The organism is Bradyrhizobium sp. USDA 3311 (genome assembly GCF_054062495.1).
Window position 1 is genome coordinate 8,889,392 of sequence record NZ_JBSSFI010000001.1, and the last position, 20,166, is coordinate 8,909,557.

Genomic DNA, 20,166 nt, shown 5'->3' on the forward strand with positions numbered 1-20,166 from the left:
CGGGCAGACTATGAAACGCGCTCATGACACAACATGACAACGATCCCGCCTGGCCGGACCATAAACCGACCGCGCTCCTCGTGCTCGCCGATGGCACGGTGCTCGAAGGCTTCGGTCTCGGCGCCGAAGGCCATGCCGTCGGTGAAGTCTGCTTCAACACCGCGATGACCGGCTACGAGGAGATCCTCACCGATCCATCCTATGCCGGCCAGCTCATCACCTTCACCTTCCCGCATATCGGCAATGTCGGTACCAACGAGGAAGACATCGAGACGGTGAACATGGCCGCGACGCCGGGCGCGCGCGGCGTGATCCTGCGCACCGCCATCACCGATCCCTCGAACTACCGCGCCACCAAGCATCTCGACGCCTGGCTGAAGGCGCGCGGCATCATCGGCCTCTCCGGCATCGACACCCGCGCGCTGACCGCGCTGATCCGCAGCAAGGGCATGCCCAATGCCGTGATCGCGCATGCCAGGAACGGCGAGTTCGACCTGCATGGTCTGAAGGAAGAAGCCCGCGAATGGCCGGGACTCGAGGGCATGGACCTCGTGCCGATGGTCACAAGCGGCCAGCGCTTCACCTGGGACGAGACGCCGTGGCTCTGGGACAAGGGCTTTGGCCAGCAGGACAAGACCGAGTTCAACGTCGTCGCCATCGACTACGGCATCAAGCGCAACATTTTGCGCCTGCTCGCCGGCGTCGGCTGCAAGGTGACGGTGGTGCCGGCAACGACGTCGGCCGAAGACATCCTGGCGATGAAGCCGGACGGCGTGTTCCTGTCGAACGGCCCGGGCGATCCGGCCGCGACCGGCAAATATGCCGTGCCTGTCATCCGGGACGTCATCAAGTCGGGCACGCCGACCTTCGGGATTTGTCTCGGCCACCAGATGCTCGGCCTCGCTGTCGGCGCCAAGACCAAGAAGATGCATCAGGGCCACCACGGCGCCAATCATCCCGTGAAGGACGAGACCACCGGCAAGGTCGAGATCACCTCGATGAACCACGGCTTCGCCGTGGACGAGAAGACGCTGCCGAAGGGTGCGACGCAGACCCACATCTCGCTGTTCGACGGCTCCAATTGCGGCATCCAGCTCGACGGCAAGCCGGTGTTCTCGGTGCAGTACCACCCCGAGGCTTCGCCGGGCCCGCGCGACTCGCACTACCTGTTCCAGCGCTTCGCCGATCTGATGCGGCAGAAGAAGAGCGCGTAAGCTGCAAGATCACCCGGCGGATGAATCCGCCGGGGCCTACCGTCACGGACGCATGAACATGAAGTCCGTGTCGGGATCGCAGTTCTCGGCGATGAAGTGCAGCTCCGCCTGGATGTCGGCGACGGACCTCGTCTCGAGATATTTTGAGATCACCAGGCTGAGCAAGGCGCGGCAGACGGCTTCATGCCCGAGACCGGTCGTCTCCGCCTCGGCGACGGCCGCCGAAAAATGGCGCTGCGCAACGTCGGATGCGTACATGGCGTCCCCCCTCTTTCGCGTTGATTTGCGTGCCGCTGAATGGCCGCCCGCGCCTTGATCTCGGTCAAGCCGGCATGTGGACTTGTGTCAGGAACAAGGACGCCTGCGCCGTCTTGATTCCTGGTCTGTTGCCACTGGAGCCCAGCCATGTCCGTCGTCCGCGACAATGCCGAGCCGCTCGCCATCGTGTTTGAGGATGACGGGCTCGTGCCGAACAACATCCTCCCCTTCCTGGTCTACCAGGGGGCGGTGAAGCTCGACCCGGAGCATCCGGAGCAGACGACCGAAAACCTGTTCGAGGAGAACGGCTGGGGCGGCACGTGGCGCAACGGCGTCTACGACTATCTGCACTACCACGCGACGGTGCATGAGGTGCTCGGCGTTGCGCGTGGGAGTGCACGCGTTCGCTTCGGCGGCGACCATGGCCAGGAGCTTCAGATCAAGGCCGGCGATGTCGCGATCCTGCCAGCCGGCACCGGACATCAGTGCATCAAGGCAAGCGGTGATTTCTGCGTGATCGGCGCCTATCCGCCGGGCAGCAAGATGGAGATCACGCGCGCGACGCCGGAGAACCATGCCAAGGCGCTGAAGACGATTCCAAAGGTCGCGTTGCCGCCGGCCGATCCGGTGACAGGCAAGGACGGGGCGCTGATGCGGTTGTGGCGATAGCTACAAGCGCGGTGCCGTAGGGTGGGCAAAGCGAAGCATGCCCACCAATCCATTTGAACTGTGCGGACAGATGGTGGGCACGGCGCGCGCCTTTGCCCACCCTACGGCACCATGACTAAGCCTCGTTCGCGCCTTCCTGGCGGGTGGCTTCGAACAGGAACCAGGTGCGGCGCTCGGTCTCGTCGATGAAGACCTCGAGGATGCTGGCGCTGGCGACATCGCCGGCGTCATCGCAGACTTCGTGGGCCTTCCGCATCGCGCCCGCGACATGCTTGTTGTCCTGCATCAGCTCGCGCAGCATCTCGCGCGGCGGGACGTAATCCTCGTTGTTGTCCTTGATGGTCTGGAGCTTTGCGACCTGGCCGATCGACTTCAGCGTCGCGCCGCCGATCTTGCGGACGCGCTCGGCGAGCTGGTCGGTGGTGGCGAAGATCTGGTCCGAGTGCTCGTCGAGCAGCAGATGGTAGTCGCGGAAATGCCGGCCGCTGATGTGCCAGTGGAAATTCTTGGTCTTGAGATACAGTGCGAACGCGTCGGCCAGAAGCACGTTGAGCGCCTCCGAAACCTTGTTGACCGCCTGGGGCGACAGATCGGTGGGGGTGTCGAGGTCGGGCGAGACCTTGTTGGGGGCTTTGCTCACGGGAAACCTTCCTGTTAGGACGCGGACATTGACGGCGCGCCGTCGCCCCCCTAACGCAAGGTGGGCAGCGCCGGTTCCTGTGCAGGAGCTGTTTGGCCGGGACGTTCGGACACCATGGACGATTGGATTGATTATTACGACTCCACGCATACGATCTATGTCAGCAAGCTGCATCGCGATTTGCACTTCCAGATCATCGCGCGGGACATCATCGGCTACATCTCCTCGCCCGAGGCGACGGTGCTGGACTACGCCTGCGGCGAGGCGCTGTCGGCGAGCCAGGTCGCAGCCGCCTGCGGCAAGCTGATCCTTGCCGAGCCGGCGCCGGGCGTGCGCGGGCGGCTGATCGCGCGGTTTGCCCCGAACACCAAGATCCGCGTCCGCTCGCTCGACGACGTCCGCAAGATGCAGGACCAGTCCATCGACCTCGTGGTGATGAACTCGGTCGCGCAGTACATGACGCCGGAGGAGCTCGATGCCGCGCTGCTCAACATCCGGCGATTGTTGACCCCGTCCGGCAAGCTGGTGCTCGGCGACATCCTCCAGCCCAATGTCGGCATGTTCAGGGACGTGATGGCGCTGCTCGGCTTCGGCTTGCGTCACGGCTTCCTGAAGGACGCGCTGATCGGGCTGATCAGCACCGCGCTGTCCGATTACCGTCAGCTGCGCTCGCGCATCGGGCTGCAGCGCTACAGCGAGGACGAGATCACGGCCAGGTTGAAGGCGGCCGGGTTCGCGGTCCAGCGCGCCCACACCAATATCGGCCACAATCGCTGGCGCATGACCTTCATCGCGCGGCCGCCAATGGTTCGTTAAGCATAACAATTGGCTGAGGTGGCTTGTCGCACCTCGCTCGGACATGATCCATCCGGCCCGGTGGCGGAAGTGTCTACGCGAGAGCGGTGCATCGCTCTTTATCCTGGTTCAAATCCAGGCCGGGTCTCCACGCTTCGCCCTGACGGGCTACGCGTGGCGCAGCCATGCTAGACCGGCAGCGGAAGCGTGTCCGGCGCAACTTGAGCGAAGCGAAAGCGTAGACGGACTGTATCCGCGGCTCAATCTGCCTTGGCGACTTCACACTCCGACAGAAGCTGAAGCCGGTCCGCATCCTTGGCTGCGGAGCTGAGCACGGCATCGAGCAGGCCGGGGAAGCGCACCTCCAGATCCTCACGGCGCAGCCGCATGAAGCGGTTGGTGCCCGCCACGCGCGTCTGCATCAGGCCGCATTCGCGCAACTTGGCGAAGTGATAGGCGAGGTTGGATTTGCCGGCGAGACCATTGAAGTCGCCGCAGCAGAGCTCACTGCTGACACGTTCCTGCTGGGCGAGCTGGTAGACGATCGCCAACCGGATCGGATCGCTCAGGCAATCCAGGACCATCGGCAGCTCGATCTGCTCGCGGGTGGGATGGAGGGGGGTGCGGCTCATGGTCCGAATCATAGCGATGCGGCCGCAATGTTCAATAGTTCTTGAACCAATTGACACTGAAACCGTCGCGTTCGATAGTTCAATAAACATTGAACATAGGGATCTTTCCAATGAGCGTATTCTGGCTGGCCCTGGGCGCCTTCGCGATCGGCACCGAAGGCTTTGTTATCGCAGGACTTTTGCCGGCGATCGCCACTGACCTGTCGATTTCGGTCTCGGCCGCCGGCCAATTGGTCACCGCCTATGCCCTCACCTATGCCGTGGGCTCGCCGATCCTGGCGGTGGCGCTGAACAATATCGACCGCCGGACCGTGCTGGCTCTGGCGCTGTCGACCTTCATCGCGGGAAATCTCGCCGCGATGGTGGCTTCCAGCTACGCCCTGCTTCTGGCTTCCCGGATGCTGATGGCCCTGGGCTCCGGGCTGTGCATGCCGACCGCGCTCGCAGTGTCGGTGGCCGTCGCCTCGCCTGAAAGGCGCGGCCGCGCGGTTGCGCTGGTCACCTCGGGACTGACGGTTGCGACCGTGATCGGCGTTCCGCTCGGCAATCTCGTCGGGAGCCTGCTCGGCTGGCGCGCGACCTTTGCCATGGTCGCCCTGATCGGTGCCGTTGCGCTCGCCGGCCTCCTGCTGGGCCTGCCCCGCGGCCTGCCGCGCAACACCGCCTCACTCGGCGAGCGGCTGGCGGTGGCGCGTCACGGCAATGTCCTGGTGGCGCTTCTTATCACGATTCTATGGGGGCTCGGCGGCTTCACCGTGTTCACCTATTTCGCGGTGCCGCTGCGCGGCCTCGGCTTCGATGCCTCGCAGATCAGCCTTGCGCTGCTGGTGTTCGGCGGCGCCGCCGCGATCGGGAACATGCTCGGCGGCGTCCTGGCCGACCGGCTCGGCACGCTCGCCACCGCAGCGTTCGGGCTCGCAGGCATGGCGACCGCGCTGATCCTGCATTCGCTGGTCCTCAAATTGATGCCCGGACAGGCGCATTATGCCGTGCTGGGCACGATCTTCCTCTGGGGCATCTCGGGCTGGGCGTTCTATCCGGCGCAGATCGCCAGCATCATCCGGATCGAGCCGCAGGCCTCGATGATCGCGCTCTCGCTCAACGCCTCGTCGATGTATCTGGGCTTCGCCATCGGCGGCGCCTTGGGAGGCGCGGTGCTGGCCACGCTGTCGCCAAATGACCTCGGCTGGATCGGCGGAACGAGCGTTGCGGCCTCGCTTCTGGTGCACCTCGCCCGTGGCTGGCAGGCACGGCCAAAACCGGTCAAAATTGCCGGTTGATGGGTGTTTTTCGGGGTTTCGCCGCCCCGAAAACTGGTCTAAGACCCACCCGCGCGCGAGGGAGACCACCGCGCTCTCGGCCAAAGGGACGCGCAGCCGCGCGCCCTTTTTTTGTGCCCAAATCCGACTTCGGCGAGAGTTGATGCCCAAACGTACAGACATCACCACCATCCTGATCATCGGCGCCGGTCCCATCGTGATCGGACAGGCCTGCGAGTTCGACTATTCGGGCACGCAGGCGGTGAAGACGCTGAAGGAAGAGGGCTATCGCATCGTCCTCGTCAATTCCAACCCGGCCACGATCATGACCGACCCGGAATTGGCCGATGCGACCTATATCGAGCCTATCACGCCCGAGATCGTCGCCAAGATCATCGAGAAGGAACGTCACGTCGTTCCCGGCGGCTTCGCGCTCTTGCCGACCATGGGCGGCCAGACTGCGCTGAACTGCGCGCTGTCGCTGCGCCGGCAGGGCACGCTGGAAAAGTTCGACGTCGAGATGATCGGCGCCACCGCCGACGCGATCGACAAGGCGGAGGATCGCCAGCTCTTCCGCGAGGCCATGACCAAGATCGGGCTCGAGACGCCGAAGTCCCGGCTTGCCAATGCGTCGGCATTGAAGAAGTCGTTCCGCGACAAATATCTCGCCGAACGCGAAAAGCTCTCCGGCGCCGCGCTCGAAGAGCTCGAGCGGCAGTGGACGCTGGGCGAAAGCGACCGCCGCAAGCGCTACCAGGAATACGCATTCGGCCAGGCCATGATGGCGCTGTCCGAGATCGGCCTGCCCGCGATCATCCGCCCCTCCTTCACCATGGGCGGCACCGGCGGCGGCATTGCCTACAACAAGGAAGAGTTCCTCGACATCATCGAGCGCGGCCTGGACGCGTCTCCCACCAACGAAGTCCTGATTGAGGAATCCGTGCTCGGCTGGAAAGAGTTCGAGATGGAGGTGGTGCGCGACAAGAAGGACAATTGCATCATCGTCTGCTCGATCGAGAACCTCGATCCGATGGGCGTGCACACCGGCGATTCCATCACGGTGGCGCCGGCGCTGACGCTGACCGACAAGGAATACCAGATCATGCGCGACGCCTCGCTGGCGGTGCTGCGCGAGATCGGCGTGGAGACCGGCGGATCCAACGTGCAGTTCGGCGTCAACCCCGACGACGGCCGCATGGTGGTGATCGAGATGAATCCGCGGGTGTCGCGTTCCTCGGCGCTGGCTTCCAAAGCCACCGGCTTTCCGATCGCCAAGGTCGCCGCCAAGCTTGCGGTCGGCTACACGCTCGATGAAATCGCCAACGACATCACCGGCGGCGCGACGCCCGCCTCGTTCGAGCCGACGATCGATTACGTCGTCACCAAGGTTCCCCGCTTCGCGTTCGAGAAATTTCCCGGCGCCTCCACCACGCTGACGACGTCGATGAAGTCGGTCGGCGAAGTCATGGCGATCGGCCGCACCTTCCAGGAGAGCCTGCAGAAGGCGCTGCGCGGGCTCGAGACCGGTCTCACCGGCCTCGACGAGATCGAGATCGAGGGACTGGGCCAGCACGACGACAAGAACGCGATCCGCGCAGCGCTGGGCACGCCGACGCCGAACCGCATCCTGCAGGTGGCGCAGGCGATGCGGCTCGGCTGGTCGAACGAAGAGATCTTCAATTCCTGCAAGATCGATCCGTGGTTCCTCAGCGAGATGCGCGGCATCGTCGACATGGAGGAGAAGGTCAGGAAGAACGGCCTGCCGGGCAATGCCTTCGGCATGCGCACGCTCAAGGCCCTGGGCTTCTCCGACGCGCGGCTCGCGGTGCTCGCCGACACGACGGAAGCCGAGGTGACGGCGAAGCGCCACGCGCTCGACGTTCGCCCGGTCTACAAGCGCATCGACACCTGCGCGGCCGAATTCGCCTCCCCAACCGCCTACATGTACTCGACCTATGAGGCGCCGTTTGCTGGCGCTCCGGCGGACGAGAGCACGCCATCGGACAAGAAGAAGGTCATCATTCTCGGCGGCGGGCCCAACCGCATCGGCCAGGGCATCGAGTTCGACTATTGCTGCTGTCACGCCTGCTTCGCGCTGCACGACGCCGGCTACGAATCCATCATGGTCAACTGCAACCCGGAGACGGTGTCGACCGACTACGACACCGCGGACCGGCTCTATTTCGAGCCGCTGACCGCCGAGGACGTGCTGGAGATCATCGCGAAGGAGCGCACCAACGGCACGCTGCATGGCGTGATCGTGCAGTTCGGCGGCCAGACGCCGCTCAAGCTGGCGCGTGCGCTCGAGGCCGCCGAAGTGCCGATCCTTGGCACCTCGCCGGACGCCATCGACCTCGCCGAGGACCGCGACCGCTTCAAGCGCGTGCTCGACAAGCTGCGGCTGAAGCAGCCGAAGAATGGTATCGCCTATTCGGTCGAGCAGGCGAGGCTCGTCTCCGCCGATCTCGGCCTGCCCCTGGTGGTGCGCCCGTCCTATGTGCTCGGCGGCCGCGCCATGCAGATCATCCGCGAGGAGAACCAGCTCAACGACTATCTGCTCGGCACGCTGCCGGAGCTGGTGCCGGCCGACGTCAAGGCGCGCTATCCGAACGACAAGACCGGGCAGATCAACACCGTGCTCGGCAAGAACCCGCTGCTGTTCGACCGCTACCTGTCGGACGCGACCGAAATCGACGTCGACTGCCTCTGCGACGGCAAGGACACCTTCATCGTCGGCATCATGGAGCACATCGAGGAAGCCGGCATCCATTCCGGCGACAGCGCCTGCTCGCTGCCGCCGCACTCGCTCGATGCGAAGATGATCGAGGAGCTGGAGCGGCAGACGCGCGAGCTCGCGCTCGGCCTCGACGTCGTCGGCCTGATGAACGTGCAATACGCCATCAAGGACGGCGAGATCTACGTGCTCGAAGTCAATCCGCGCGCCTCGCGCACGGTGCCCTTCGTCGCCAAGGTGGTCGGCACGCCGGTCGCCAAGATCGCCGCGCGCATCATGGCCGGCGAGAAGCTCGCCGATTTCGGGCTGAAGAAGGCGCAGCTCAAGCATGTCGGCGTCAAGGAATCGGTATTCCCGTTCGCGCGCTTCCCCGGCGTCGACACGGTGCTCGGCCCCGAGATGCGCTCGACCGGCGAGGTCATGGGCATCGACCGCTCGTTTGCGGTGGCCTTCGCCAAGAGCCAGCTCGGCGGCGGCACGCGGGTGCCGCGCAAGGGCACGGTGTTCGTCTCGGTGCGCGAGAGCGACAAGACGCGCATCGCCGAGGCCGTTCGCGAGTTGCATTCGCTCGGCTTCAAGGTGCTGGCGACGTCGGGCACGCAGCGCTTCCTGACCGACCAGGGCATCCCGACCGAGAAGGTGAACAAGGTGCTCGAAGGGCGGCCGCATATCGTCGACGCCATCACCAATGGCGACGTCCAGCTCGTCTTCAACACCACCGAAGGCCCGCAGGCGCTCGCCGACAGCCGTTCACTGCGGCGCGCGGCCCTCTTGCATAAAGTGCCGTATTACACCACTCTTTCCGGGGCCGTGGCGGCCGCGCAGGGCATCCGCGCCTATCTTGGCGGGGACCTTGAGGTTCGTACCCTGCAGAGCTACTTTTCGGAAACCTGATCGCGAACGGAAGGCTAGGCCTTGAAAGGTTAAGCCTTCCGCTAAGTGATTGGCAGTCAAGCCACAATGGCCGCAGGAACTGTCCGGCCATATGGTTGTTCTGTTCCGGCGCCAAGCCCATATCTGTCGACGTCCGGCGGCTCATGTACCGAGCCCCGGAAATACCGACGAATCAAGGTTGGGCGCCCATTCGCGTTCTGGGGCGCACGATCGAAGGACGAGAGAGAAGATGGAAAAGGTTCCGATGACTTCGGCCGGGTTTGCCGCGCTCGGGGAAGAATTGAAGAAGCGCCAGTCCGAGGACCGTCCGCGCATCATCGAGCATATTGCGGAGGCGCGCTCGCACGGAGACCTGTCGGAAAACGCGGAATATCACGCCGCGAAGGAAGAGCAGTCCCACAATGAAGGCCGCATCGCCGAGCTCGAGGACAAGCTCGCGCGCGCCGACATCATCGACATCTCGAAACTGTCCGGCGACACCATCAAATTCGGCGCCACCGTAACGCTGGTCGACGAGGACACCGAGAAGAAGGCGGTGTGGCAGATCGTCGGCGAGGTCGAGGCCGACGCCAAGAAGGGCCGCATCTCCATCACTTCGCCGCTCGCCCGCGCGCTGATCGGCAAGAAGAAGGGTTCGACCGTCGAGGTCAACGCACCCGGCGGCGCCAAGGCGTATGAGATCACCAAGGTGGAGTGGCGGTAAGGATTTGCCGCTGCGCGTGATGATGTTTTGAAAAGGCCGCGCAAACCGCGCGGCCTTTTTGTTTAGGCGTGTTGCTCGGAATGACGGTGTGGAGACCGCGAAGCGCAACTCTATGACGGTCACCCTGAAGGTGGCCGCTTCTTCAGCGGCCCTCGAAGGGCGACGGCCCCATTGTTGCCTCGCGCGGCGCCACGCGGGCCGCTCATCCTTCGAGGCTCCCGATGGGGCGCTCCGCGCCCCATCACTCGCACCTCCAGCGACGAGCGCTACGCGCTCGCGCCTGGATGACGGGACTAACAGGCTTGGCGAACCTACCGCCGCCCCTTCACATCCAGCGGCACGGCCGCCTCATATTTCGAATTGTGCAGCACCAGCGAGGTCCGCACGTTGCGGACATGGGGCGCGGCGGTCAGGTGGGTGACGAAATCCTGGAAGGTCGCCATGTCGGGCGCGACGCATTTCAGGATGAAATCGACCTCGCCCGACAGCATCCAGCATTCCCGCACCAGGGGCTCGGCGCGGACGAACTCCTCGAAGGCGCGCAAATCCGCCTCGGCCTGGCTGGACAGGTGCACGGCCGCGAACACCGTGACGTCGAAACCGAGCTTTCGCGCGTCCAGCAGCCCGCGATAGCCGTGGATGTAGCCCTCCTCCTCCAGCGCCCGGACCCGGCGCAGGCAGGGCGGCGGCGAAATGCCAACCCGCTTGGCCAACTCAACATTCGTGATTCGACCGTCGGCCTGAATCTCGGTGAGAATTTTCAGGTCGATCTCGTCTAGGTTCCGCGACACGTGATTGGAACTCCTGGCCTTTGCGGCGGTATCGGGTGGGTTTGTCGCAATCCTCATAGCCCAGTCCGCACCCATTGCGCAATTTTATTGCGCGTGCAGCGCAATCGACTTTTGTTCCCTGTTGGAAAAATCCGCCGACAGGGAATGCAATTCTTGCATAGCTCACCAGAACGCTTAGATTAGCTCTGATATTTCAGCGCCTCCGCGAGGCCTCCTGGCTCCTTCCGCGCCCGCGCTGCAAATCCCCCGTGAAAGGCGTCCATCGAAATGTCCGCTCCTGTTCATGCAAAGGTCGTGATTATTGGCTCTGGCCCCGCGGGCTACACGGCGGCGATCTACGCCGCGCGTGCGATGCTCGAGCCGATCCTGATCCAGGGCATCCAGCCGGGCGGCCAGCTCACCATCACCACCGACGTCGAAAACTATCCGGGCTTCGCCGACGTGATCCAGGGCCCCTGGCTGATGGAGCAGATGGAGAAGCAGGCGGTCCATGTCGGCACCAAGATCGTCACCGACCTGGTGACCAAGCTGGAGACCGGGCGACGACCGTTCCGCCTCACCTGCGACAGCGGCGACGTCTATCTCGCCGAAACCGTGATCCTCGCCACGGGCGCGCAAGCGCGCTGGCTCGGGCTGCCGTCCGAAGGGAAATTCCAGGGCGGTGGCGTCTCGGCCTGCGCCACCTGCGACGGCTTCTTCTACCGCGGCAAGGAAGTGATCGTGGTCGGCGGCGGCAATACCGCGGTCGAGGAAGCGCTGTTCCTCACCAACCATGCCTCGCAGGTCACCATCGTGCATCGTCGCGACCACTTCCGCGCCGAACGCATCCTGCAGGAGCGTCTGTTCAAGCACCCGAAGATCAAGGTGGTCTGGGACTCAGCCGTCGACGAGATCTGCGGCACCGAGAACCCGAACAAGGTCACCCATGTCCGCCTCAAGAACGTCAAGACCGGCAAGCTCACCGAGCTGAAGGCCGACGGCATCTTCATTGCCATCGGCCACGCCCCGGCGACCGAGCTGGTGAAGGACCAGGTCAAGCTCAAACCGTCGGGCTATGTCGAGGTCGCCCCGAACTCGACCGCCACCTCGGTGCCCGGCCTGTTCGCCGCCGGCGACGTCGCCGACGAGACTTATCGCCAGGCCGTGACGGCCGCAGGCCTCGGCTGCATGGCAGCACTCGAAGCCGAACGTTTCTTGGCCTTGCGCGCCAGCGAGCGTGCAGCAGCGGAATAAAGATCATGCCTCGAACACGCGACGGATTTACGGATATGGACTGGGACAAGCTGAAGGTGTTTCACGCGGCGGCTGAAGCGGGCAGCTTCACGCATGCGGGCGAACAGCTCGGCCTGTCGCAATCGGCGGTCTCGCGCCAGGTCTCGGCGCTCGAGCAGGAGCTCTCGGTCTCGCTGTTCCACCGCCACGCCCGCGGCCTGATCCTCACCGAGCAGGGCGACCTCCTGTTCCGCACCGCGCATGACGTGTTCATGCAGCTCCAGGCGGCGCGCGCCAAGCTGACCGACAGCCGCGAGCGGCCGAGCGGCGATCTCAAGATCACCACCACGCCCGGCGTCGGCATCAACTGGCTGATCCCGCGGCTCGGCGAATTCACCGCGCTCTATCCGGAGATCCGGATCTCGCTGATCGTCACCGACGAGGAGCTGGACCTGTCGATGCGCGAGGCTGACGTTGCGATCCGCACCCGCAAGCCGACGCAGCCGGACCTCATCCAGCGCAAGCTGTTCGCGATGGGCTTCCACGCCTATTGCTCGCCGGATTACATCAAGCGCTTCGGCACGCCGCGCACGCTGGAGGAGCTCGACTCCCACCGCATCATCACGCTCTCGGACGGCACCTTCGCGCCGCATCTTCAGAACCGCAACTGGCTGGTCGAAGCCGGCCGCAACGGCTCGGGTCCGCGCGAGGCCTATTTCAGGGTGAACAACATCCTCGGCCTGGTGCGCGCCTGTCAGCAGGGGCTCGGCATCGCCGCGCTGCCGGATTATCTGATCGAAGAGCAGAGCCGCCTCGTGCAGCTGTTCGGCGAATCGGATTCGATCCAGCTCGATACATATTTCGTGTATCCCGAGGAGTTGAAGACGGTCGCGCGCGTGCAGGTGTTCCGCGACTTCGTGGTGAGCAAGGCGCAGCGCTGGCCTTCCTGATTTCCGCATGTCTGACATGCGGCCTCGGCTGTTGCTGCATGGCGTTAGGCAAGCTCATAATGTTTGCACGCTGAGCCTTCGCGTTGCGCATTTGTCCCCCTCCTCCAGTGGCGCGGGAGTTCAGTAATCCCTCTTGGAAGGTGATTGTGTCGGCCTCACGTGGCCAATACCTTAAGCCGGGCTCGTTCGAGCCCGGCTTTTTTTCTGCCCAATTCGGCATTCGCCTTCCGCGTGTATTGACAGTTCCACGTATCGCCCGCATCATTTGCGAATGATCACGAAGTCGTGCGCAATCGTTTCGAAAAAGGGCCCCCACCCGGGGACCTCGGATTTTTGCGCGCGCTAACTACGCTTCGTCATCGCAGCAAATCCCGAAAACCCCGCCACCTGGACGGGGTTTTTTCATGTGCCCTCCGTCTCAGGTTTTTTCCCGAGAAGGAGACTGGACATGACCGACCTGCGAACGCATCTGCACGGACTCTGGCTGCCGCTGGTGACGCCGTTTCGAGACGGCAAGCTCGACGAGACGTCGCTGCGGCGGCTGACGCGACATTACTGCGGACAGGCCGTCGACGGCTTCATCCTGGGGGCGACCTCGGGTGAAGGCATGACGCTGCGGGACGCCGAGCTCGAACGCCTCGTCGCCATCGTCCGCGACGAGATGGCGGCCGGCCGCCGAACGTTGCCTATCTGCCTCGGAATGTCGGGCGCGGACACCTCGCGGCTGAAGGAGCGCCTTGATGAAACCGCGGACTGGCCGATCGACGGCTATTTGATCGCGAGCCCCTATTACGTGCGGCCGTCGCAACGCGGACTCCTGGCGCATTTCGAAGCACTTGCCGACCACGCCGCCTGGCCGCTCGCGCTCTACAACATCCCCTATCGCTGCGCGGTCAACATCACCAACCAGACCATGCTGCGGCTCGCCGAGCATCCCAACATCGTCGGCCTGAAGGATTGCGGCGCCAGCCGCGAGCAGTCGATCGCGCTGCTGCGCGACCGGCCGGTCGGTTTTCGCGTGCTCACCGGCGAGGACGCGAACTACCTCGAGGCGCTCACCGACGGCGCCGATGGCGGCATCGTGCTGTCAGCCCATGTCGAGACCGCGACGTTCGCGGCCGTGCATGCCGAGCTGAAGCGCGGCAACCACGACGCGGCGCAGGCGCGCTGGCAGGAGGTCGCCGAGCTGACGCGCCTGTTGTTCACCGAGCCCAGCCCCGCGCCGGCCAAGCACTGGCTGTGGCGCAGCGGCCTGATCGACAGCCCCGAAGTGCGCCTGCCGATGGTGGAAGTCAGCAGCGAGCTCGCCGCCACGATCGACCGCGAGATCGAGCGACGGATGAAAGTCGCGGCGTAGCACCACCCTCTTCACCTCACTCGCATGTGGCCTTTCGAACGAACCGGTTGGCTCCGGTTCGAACGGCCGCGTGCTGCCCGACGCAATCTCAGTGGACATCAACCTATGCGACCTCACCGGTGGCTGTGCGCCCTCAAGGCCCTCTGGCAATTCCCGTCAAGCGGTAGAGTCGAGGAGAGGCGCGGTGATGCGCTTGTTGCGCGTTCCGTTTCCTCTCCCCGCTCATCAAACCGGACGTGCGGTTTTCCCGCATCCGGCTTTCCGACAGGTTTCGTCACAAGGCGCACGTCGGCGACACTTTGCGCACGCGGTTCAGCACAAGTACGCCAGGGTTCCCATAGATCTGATCAGAGAACCGTCTGACGCCACGTCCTGGCGTCTTATGTCGTCTGCGCAGAAAGGCGAGCACGCGGTCAAAGACGTGTCGATCAACGGCCTGATGAGCCGTAGCAAGCGAGCCATAGCTGAAGTAAGCGGACCAGCCGCGCAGAAGGCGGTTCAGTCGTGCTTGTACTTCGGGCCAAGCGCCCTTGTTGCCCGGCGTCAGCAGTTCGCTGACCTTCCTCTTGATCCGCAGCACGCTTTTCTTCGACGGAGCCGCGCCAAGATACCACCGCCCCCCATTGCGGAAGTGGCGGGGTCCGAGCGTGTACCCAAGGAAGTCAAAGCTTTCCAATCGGGCATTCTTCACCGAGGTTTTAGTCTCGTTGAGTGTCAGCCCAAGCTTGGTCATCACCGCTTTCGTCCACGTCAATGCGTCTTCCGCGTGGCCGCGGCTGAGAATGACGAAGTCGTCGGCATAGGAGATAATCTGGCCATGGAATGCTTCACGCCGACCGCTGAGACGCCAATGCTTCAGGAACCGGTTCATGTAGATGACGGAGAGCAGCGGACTGATGACACCGCCCTGTGGCGTGCCACACTTGTTGCTCTTACCGCCGCTCATGCGCCGTTTCCCGTTGCTATCCCGCTCCTCGACCGGTACTCGCAGCCATAACTTAATCAGCCGCAGCACATTCCGGTCGACGATGCGTCGGGCCACCGATTTGAGGAGGTCCGAGTGCGGTATCGTGTCGAAGTATTTCGACAAATCGGCGTCAACAACATCTGTGTAGCCCCGGCACATAAGCCGGTGCACTTCCTTGACGGCATCGACCGCGCTGCGGCGCGGGCGATATCCATAAGCTCCGTCCTCAAAATCCGCCTCGAAGATCGGTTCCAGCACGATCTTTGCAGCAGCTTGGACGACCCGGTCCCGGATTGTTGGGATACCGAGCGGACGTTCGCCGCCGCCGGGCTTCGGGATCATCACCCGCCGCACCGGATCGGGCCGATAGGTCTTCGTGACGAGTTCATCGCGCAGGCCAGCCAACCATGCTTCGAGTCCCGACGCGTCGATCTGTTCGAAAGTTATTCCGTCCACTCCCGGCGCACCCGCGTTGGCGCGGGCCAGCTTGTAGGCATGGCTCAGAATGTCCTCGCGGCAGATCTTGTCGTACAGCACATAGAAGCGGAAGGCAGGCTCCGCCTTCGCTTTGCAATAAAGCTTTCTCTGAAGGCTCCTGATCTTATCGGGCGTTTCAAGGCTCATCGCCAATCTACCCTTTCCCTCGCCATCTTCAAAAGCGCACCTGAAGTCAGGGTCCTTTCCTCCGCCGGAATTACCCGGTTTCATCGGTACCTTTGACCCTGTCCGACTCCCGTCCGGTCCATCGACTACTCAATGCTGAAGGCGCGACCTTCGACCAAGACGGGTCTCCCCCGATTACCCGTACTACCTTTCCAACGTGCCGTGCCCATTACCCCGGTGAACCAGACAGGTGCGTGCGTCGATTGCTTTCCTGTCTGCACGGCCTTCCCCGCCATACGATCGGATCGGCATTCACATCGTAACTTTCGAGGCGTGCTCAGGCTTCACTCACGTTACGGCCCGCTGGATTGCTCGGCCGCCTAAAGCGACCTTTGTCACGAGGCTTCGATCCGTCCGATTGCTCGTCCAAACCGCTCGTCAGCTACCAGATCAATCGACAACTCTCTGGGTGGATCCTTCCTCCACTGGTAATACGCGCCGTCGGGGCGCACCGTACGGCTTCACATGGGCCGACAAATATCCGGCGTCGGCCTGGCTGCGCCGCGACATCGGCTTGAGCGAGCATATCGTGACGCGGGAGTGGAATCGGGTCGACGAGATCAGGCGCGAATACAGCGGGTGGGTTTAGCGCGACGCAATCTCACCTCGTGCACGCTGCCTTCCCTTCTCCCCTTGTGGGAGAAGGTGGCGCGAAGCGCCGGATGAGGGGTTTCTCTCCGCGCGCAAACTGTCCGTGGGGAGGGAAACCCCTCACCCGTCTCGCCGCTTACGCGGCGAGCCACCCTCCCCCACAAGGGGGAGGGTAAGAGACCTCGTGGTTAACCGCGCCCCAATCGGCTTCGCATCCGCCGCATGGCGAATCCACGTCTCGTTTACGCTCTGGCGCGTATCGTTTTTCTCCAAAGCCTTCAAAAGGGGGAATGACCATGGGACGTCGCGCCCGGCCTACGGCCGCACAGCAATTCGCGCCCGCCGATCTTTTGCGGGGAATCCTGGTGGTTTCGTCGTTCGGGTTCTGGGCGGTGATGCTCGGCCTGATGCCGGTGCTGCTGTTTCGGGTCTGGCTCGTCGGCTGACGAGAACGCGCGCGGATGGTTAAACCCGCGTCACAAATGCGTTCAAAATGCGAGCGGCGCAGCAACCTGGAATTTTAAAACATCTCGCGTAGCGTGATGCCCATAAGCGAAGAAATCGCGGGGGCGTTTGTGAATAGTCAGAATGAAATGGCGTCGCATTACGACGCACGACAGAGCTTTACCACCGAGGAGAGCTTCACCACCGAGGACATTCTCTGGGCCGCCGGCATCTGGTCGGTGATCCTGACGCTGTCGCCGGTCATCGTGTTCTACATGCTGATGGTGGCGTAACGTTGATCTCGATATTCCGGGTCTGGCGCTTGCGCGTCATCCCGGAATGACAGAGTGAGGCCCAGAAACGCAAAACGCGCAGACATCCGCGCGTTTTTCGTCCGGGGAATGATTTGTGAAAATTATGCCGCCTGCTTGTGCATTGCGCCGGATGCCGACGCCGTGCCGCGAATGGCCTTGACCGAACGCTCGATCGCCGCCCACAGCCTTGCAATCTCCTGAGCCGCACGGCTCTCGGCCTGATACTCACGCGCGCCTTCGCCGTGGCTGAGCGCCATCAACAAATCCGAACGATTGGTGATCTGACCGCCCCACACCGGAGCACGGAATTTCGCCAGCGCTTCGCGGGCGATGGTGACGATCGGGCTTTCGGCTTCGTCGCGCTTGGCCGGAGCACCGTTGAGCACGACCGCGTAGGGCTTGCGCGCCGCGCGGCACATCTGAATGGTTTCCTGCACCGCGTTGACGTCGAACACGCCAGGCCGCGCCGGAATGACCACCATGGTTGCGTTCTTGATCGCGTCGTCGACGACGGCCGAGAGGTTCGGCGGCGTGTCGATCAACACCCATTCATAACCGTCGCGCTTGGCAGCGGAGACGATGCCGCTGACGGAGTTCACGGCCGATTTGATCGGCGGTTCGTTGGTGCCCCGCAGCTTGTGCCACAGCGTGAGCGACCCCTGCGGATCCGCGTCCACGAGCATGACCTGTTTGCTCGCCTTGATCTGCGCGGCGAGATGTGCGGCCAGGGTACTCTTGCCCGAGCCGCCTTTACGCGATGCAAAAACAATAACGTTCATACCTTCGGCCTCCAGATTGACCCCAGGCTCCGAAAATGAATCACCGCGCTGATTCGGGAAAGAAAAATTTACCGGGAGTTGCTCTGCAGCCACGAAATAACAAGACGTGTTGGCTTTTGAGTCACACTGCTGCGCGCGACAAGACACGAACGGCAATCAAGAGCCTGCGATGCGCGCAATCGTTGGTTTTTTTGAGCAGCGAGAAGGGGAAAGCCGGAATGCAACCTTGCCGCGCAAACCGTCTCGCGACTCTTTTCGATCACGTGTGGCGGTAATTTCCGCAAGCAGGCGCGCAAGGCGCGCGAACAAAACGAGTCCGGTAGCTGTCGCGGAGCCGATGCCGCCAAGCGCGAAGCCGCGCTTCGCACGCCTGCCCGAACCGGAGTTTCAGGAAAGGAACGCAGCGGCCGCGCTCAGCCTTCTTCGGATTTCTTCTTCCTGGCCACCTTCGGCGCCGGCTTGGTGCTCTTCTTCGCCGTCTTGGGCGCGATGTTGGTTGGCTTGCCGGCGCGGGCCTGGCCCGGCTCGGGTCCCTGGCGGAAGAACACCTTGCATTGCGGCGAGAGCTGCGCCTTCTTCTGGATCATGCAGGCGGTGATGGCATCGACGTTCGGCACGAACTCGCCGCACAGCCGCATCGCATCCGGCGTGCAGGCCTGCTGCTCCTCCTGGGTGTAGGCGAAGCCGGCGCCGGGGTGGACCAGGACGGCCAGGGCAAGCCCCGACACGGCAGCAAGAGCGGACTTCCTGAAGTGAAAAGCGGGCATCGATCCCCCCAAATGTCTGGTCGGGGCGGAGTGTGGGTGAACCGCCGTTCGTTGGCAACGAGGGCGGAGGCGAAACCCGGGACGTGTGCGCTCTCGGCAACAGGCCGGTGTGGCCATCAGCCGAACTAGCGGCGGCAAGCGGCCGGGGCGGATCTGCGGCGTCACACACAGGTGTCATCCCCCGCGAAAGCGGGGGATCCAGTACGCCGCGGCCCCTCGAGAAACTTCAGGCGTCTCTGGAATACTGGGTCACCCGCCCCAGTGCGCAATCGCGCACAAGGCGGGTGACGACAGTTGTGGGTGGGGCTGCTCCTCGGGAGCCTAACCCTTTGGCAAATCTGGCGAGATCGGTTTCCACCGCTGGCCCCGGGCCCCTCAAAACAAAAACCGCGAAAACAACCCCATGCACAGTAGCCGGGGCCTTGATATGCCCAGTGAAATCGCCTCTTGCGGATTTTACGAAGCGGTTTTGACTCGTCGGGCAAAACAGGGGCATGATGGCATCGTCGAGAGTGCGTGGGGTGGTCGGCTGATATCCCCGTGAGGAGAGGGGGCGCATGGCCACCGTGTTGATCGTCGCGCCGGTGTTTGCCCTGATCGCATCAGGCTATGCCGCGGTGCTGTTTCGCTTCGTCTCCGAGACCGCGCACAAGGGCATCTCCGAATTCGCCTTCAGCATCGCGATCCCTGCCCTGCTGTTCCGCACCATCGTCGTCTCGGAATTCCCCGACGTCAGCCCCTACCGGATGTGGGGCGCCTATTACGGCGCGCTCGCGCTCACCTGGATCGCGGCGCTGACGCTCTCGGCGCTGCTGCGCGCGCGGCGCGAGGACCGCGAGGACGGCGTCGTGTTCGCGATCGGCTCGGTCTACGGCAACATCGTGATGCTCGGCATTCCCCTGACGCTCTCGGCGCTCGGCAACGAGACGGCGGGGCCGATGGCGCTGATCCTGTCGGTGAACACGCCGCTGCTCTGGCTCTGCGGCATCCTGCAGATGGAGCTTGTCAGCCGCAAGCGGAGCGGCTCGGCGCTGACGATCATCTGGCCCGTGCTCGCGGATCTCGCGCGCAACCCGCTAATGCTGGCGATCGGTTTGGGCGTGGTCTGGCGCTTCACCGGCCTCGGCCTCAATCCCGTCGTCGACCGCACCATCGAGCTACTGGCGCAGGCGGGATCGCCGGCGGCGCTGATCGCGCTCGGCATCAACCTGTTCCGCTTCGAGGTGAAGGGCGAGATGTCGAGCGTCGTCGTGATGAGCGCGCTCAAACTGCTGGCGATGCCGGCGGCCGCATTCGTGCTGGCCAAGCTGCTCGGCCTGCCGCCGACCGCGGCCGGCGTGGTCGTGCTGTTCGCGGCGATGCCGACCGGCGCGAACGCGTACATCTTCGCAGTTCAGTATCAGCGGCTGGTGAACCCGGTGTCGGGCGCGGTCGCGCTGGGCACGCTGCTGGCGGCGGTGACGTTGCCGGTGGTGGTGATGAGGGTGGCGGGGGTGAGGTAGGTCGCGCCGACAGACGTGGTTTCCGTTAGGC

At 63.8% G+C, this 20,166-nt stretch carries 19 protein-coding genes; 12 read left to right on the forward strand and 7 right to left on the reverse strand.

All coding sequences use genetic code 11. The features are described from left to right. Window positions 1–23 precede the first annotated feature (23 nt). Window positions 24–1,214 carry a glutamine-hydrolyzing carbamoyl-phosphate synthase small subunit gene (gene carA / locus ACVWW6_RS42250; protein WP_161536326.1) on the forward strand — a complete coding sequence of 397 codons (1,191 nt, stop codon included), beginning with the start codon at window positions 24–26 and terminating at the stop codon, window positions 1,212–1,214. Between the two features lie 42 nt (window positions 1,215–1,256). Here carA and ACVWW6_RS42255 read toward each other — a convergent pair whose 3' ends face one another. Then, window positions 1,257–1,472 (reverse strand): hypothetical protein, encoded by a 216-nt coding sequence (locus tag ACVWW6_RS42255; RefSeq protein ID WP_028172843.1) that lies wholly within the window; start codon window positions 1,470–1,472, stop codon window positions 1,257–1,259. A 147-nt stretch (window positions 1,473–1,619) separates the two neighbouring features. On the opposite strand from ACVWW6_RS42255, the gene ACVWW6_RS42260 reads away from it, so the two are divergent. After that, on the forward strand, window positions 1,620–2,141 hold the full coding sequence (locus ACVWW6_RS42260) for a hypothetical protein (RefSeq protein ID WP_456682864.1): 522 nt from the start codon (window positions 1,620–1,622) through the stop codon (window positions 2,139–2,141). 115 nt (window positions 2,142–2,256) lie between these two features. On the opposite strand, the gene ACVWW6_RS42265 is transcribed toward ACVWW6_RS42260, so the two are convergent. Continuing rightward, window positions 2,257–2,781 (reverse strand): Dps family protein, encoded by a 525-nt coding sequence (locus ACVWW6_RS42265; protein ID WP_027547661.1) that lies wholly within the window; start codon window positions 2,779–2,781, stop codon window positions 2,257–2,259. Between the two features lie 114 nt (window positions 2,782–2,895). Between ACVWW6_RS42265 and ACVWW6_RS42270 the strand changes: the two genes are divergently transcribed. Next, window positions 2,896–3,597: a class I SAM-dependent methyltransferase gene (locus ACVWW6_RS42270; RefSeq protein WP_028172841.1), complete on the forward strand. Its 702-nt coding sequence runs from the start codon at window positions 2,896–2,898 to the stop codon at window positions 3,595–3,597. A gap of 239 nt (window positions 3,598–3,836) precedes the next feature. Here the strand turns inward: ACVWW6_RS42270 and ACVWW6_RS42275 are convergent, their stop codons facing one another. After that, on the reverse strand, window positions 3,837–4,208 hold the full coding sequence (locus ACVWW6_RS42275; RefSeq protein WP_038965431.1) for an ArsR/SmtB family transcription factor: 372 nt from the start codon (window positions 4,206–4,208) through the stop codon (window positions 3,837–3,839). 110 nt (window positions 4,209–4,318) lie between these two features. Between ACVWW6_RS42275 and ACVWW6_RS42280 the strand changes: the two genes are divergently transcribed. From ACVWW6_RS42280 to greA, 3 genes are all read left to right on the forward strand, one after another. Further along, complete coding sequence (locus ACVWW6_RS42280) at window positions 4,319–5,488, forward strand: MFS transporter (RefSeq protein ID WP_404524008.1); 1,170 nt, start codon at window positions 4,319–4,321, stop codon at window positions 5,486–5,488. A 142-nt stretch (window positions 5,489–5,630) separates the two neighbouring features. Beyond that, a complete protein-coding gene (gene carB, locus ACVWW6_RS42285; RefSeq protein ID WP_456682865.1) occupies window positions 5,631–9,095 on the forward strand; it encodes a carbamoyl-phosphate synthase large subunit in 3,465 nt (1,154 codons plus the stop codon). 229 nt (window positions 9,096–9,324) lie between these two features. Then, window positions 9,325–9,798 (forward strand): transcription elongation factor GreA, encoded by a 474-nt coding sequence (greA, locus tag ACVWW6_RS42290; RefSeq protein WP_011090113.1) that lies wholly within the window; start codon window positions 9,325–9,327, stop codon window positions 9,796–9,798. Between the two features lie 311 nt (window positions 9,799–10,109). Here greA and ACVWW6_RS42295 read toward each other — a convergent pair whose 3' ends face one another. Further along, a complete protein-coding gene (locus tag ACVWW6_RS42295) occupies window positions 10,110–10,589 on the reverse strand; it encodes an Lrp/AsnC family transcriptional regulator (protein ID WP_027547667.1) in 480 nt (159 codons plus the stop codon). Between the two features lie 267 nt (window positions 10,590–10,856). On the opposite strand from ACVWW6_RS42295, the gene trxB reads away from it, so the two are divergent. The 3 genes from trxB to ACVWW6_RS42310 all read left to right on the forward strand — a co-directional run bounded on the left by trxB (window position 10,857) and on the right by ACVWW6_RS42310 (window position 14,108). Further along, entirely contained in the window at window positions 10,857–11,822 is a 966-nt protein-coding gene (gene trxB, locus ACVWW6_RS42300) for a thioredoxin-disulfide reductase (RefSeq protein ID WP_011090115.1), read from the forward strand. 5 nt (window positions 11,823–11,827) lie between these two features. After that, a complete protein-coding gene (locus ACVWW6_RS42305; protein ID WP_028172837.1) occupies window positions 11,828–12,751 on the forward strand; it encodes a LysR family transcriptional regulator in 924 nt (307 codons plus the stop codon). 448 nt (window positions 12,752–13,199) lie between these two features. Next, window positions 13,200–14,108 carry a 4-hydroxy-tetrahydrodipicolinate synthase family protein gene (locus ACVWW6_RS42310; RefSeq protein WP_456682866.1) on the forward strand — a complete coding sequence of 303 codons (909 nt, stop codon included), beginning with the start codon at window positions 13,200–13,202 and terminating at the stop codon, window positions 14,106–14,108. Window positions 14,109–14,382: 274 nt separating this feature from the next. Here the strand turns inward: ACVWW6_RS42310 and ltrA are convergent, their stop codons facing one another. After that, a complete protein-coding gene (gene ltrA, locus ACVWW6_RS42315) occupies window positions 14,383–15,699 on the reverse strand; it encodes a group II intron reverse transcriptase/maturase (RefSeq protein ID WP_202633193.1) in 1,317 nt (438 codons plus the stop codon). Window positions 15,700–16,625: 926 nt separating this feature from the next. Here ltrA and ACVWW6_RS42320 point away from each other — a divergent pair. Both ACVWW6_RS42320 and ACVWW6_RS42325 read left to right on the forward strand, forming a co-directional pair. Next, window positions 16,626–16,775, forward strand: coding sequence for a hypothetical protein (locus ACVWW6_RS42320; RefSeq protein WP_165448175.1), 150 nt, complete (start codon window positions 16,626–16,628; stop codon window positions 16,773–16,775). Window positions 16,776–16,871: 96 nt separating this feature from the next. After that, a complete protein-coding gene (locus tag ACVWW6_RS42325; RefSeq protein WP_028172834.1) occupies window positions 16,872–17,066 on the forward strand; it encodes a hypothetical protein in 195 nt (64 codons plus the stop codon). Between the two features lie 122 nt (window positions 17,067–17,188). Here ACVWW6_RS42325 and ACVWW6_RS42330 read toward each other — a convergent pair whose 3' ends face one another. Together ACVWW6_RS42330 and ACVWW6_RS42335 are read right to left on the reverse strand one after the other, a co-directional pair. Continuing rightward, on the reverse strand, window positions 17,189–17,866 hold the full coding sequence (locus ACVWW6_RS42330) for a ParA family protein (protein ID WP_027547672.1): 678 nt from the start codon (window positions 17,864–17,866) through the stop codon (window positions 17,189–17,191). 413 nt (window positions 17,867–18,279) lie between these two features. Continuing rightward, a complete protein-coding gene (locus tag ACVWW6_RS42335) occupies window positions 18,280–18,633 on the reverse strand; it encodes a hypothetical protein (RefSeq protein ID WP_161536334.1) in 354 nt (117 codons plus the stop codon). A 557-nt stretch (window positions 18,634–19,190) separates the two neighbouring features. On the opposite strand from ACVWW6_RS42335, the gene ACVWW6_RS42340 reads away from it, so the two are divergent. Then, window positions 19,191–20,135, forward strand: coding sequence for an AEC family transporter (locus ACVWW6_RS42340; protein ID WP_456682867.1), 945 nt, complete (start codon window positions 19,191–19,193; stop codon window positions 20,133–20,135). The last annotated feature ends 31 nt before the right edge of the window (window positions 20,136–20,166 follow it).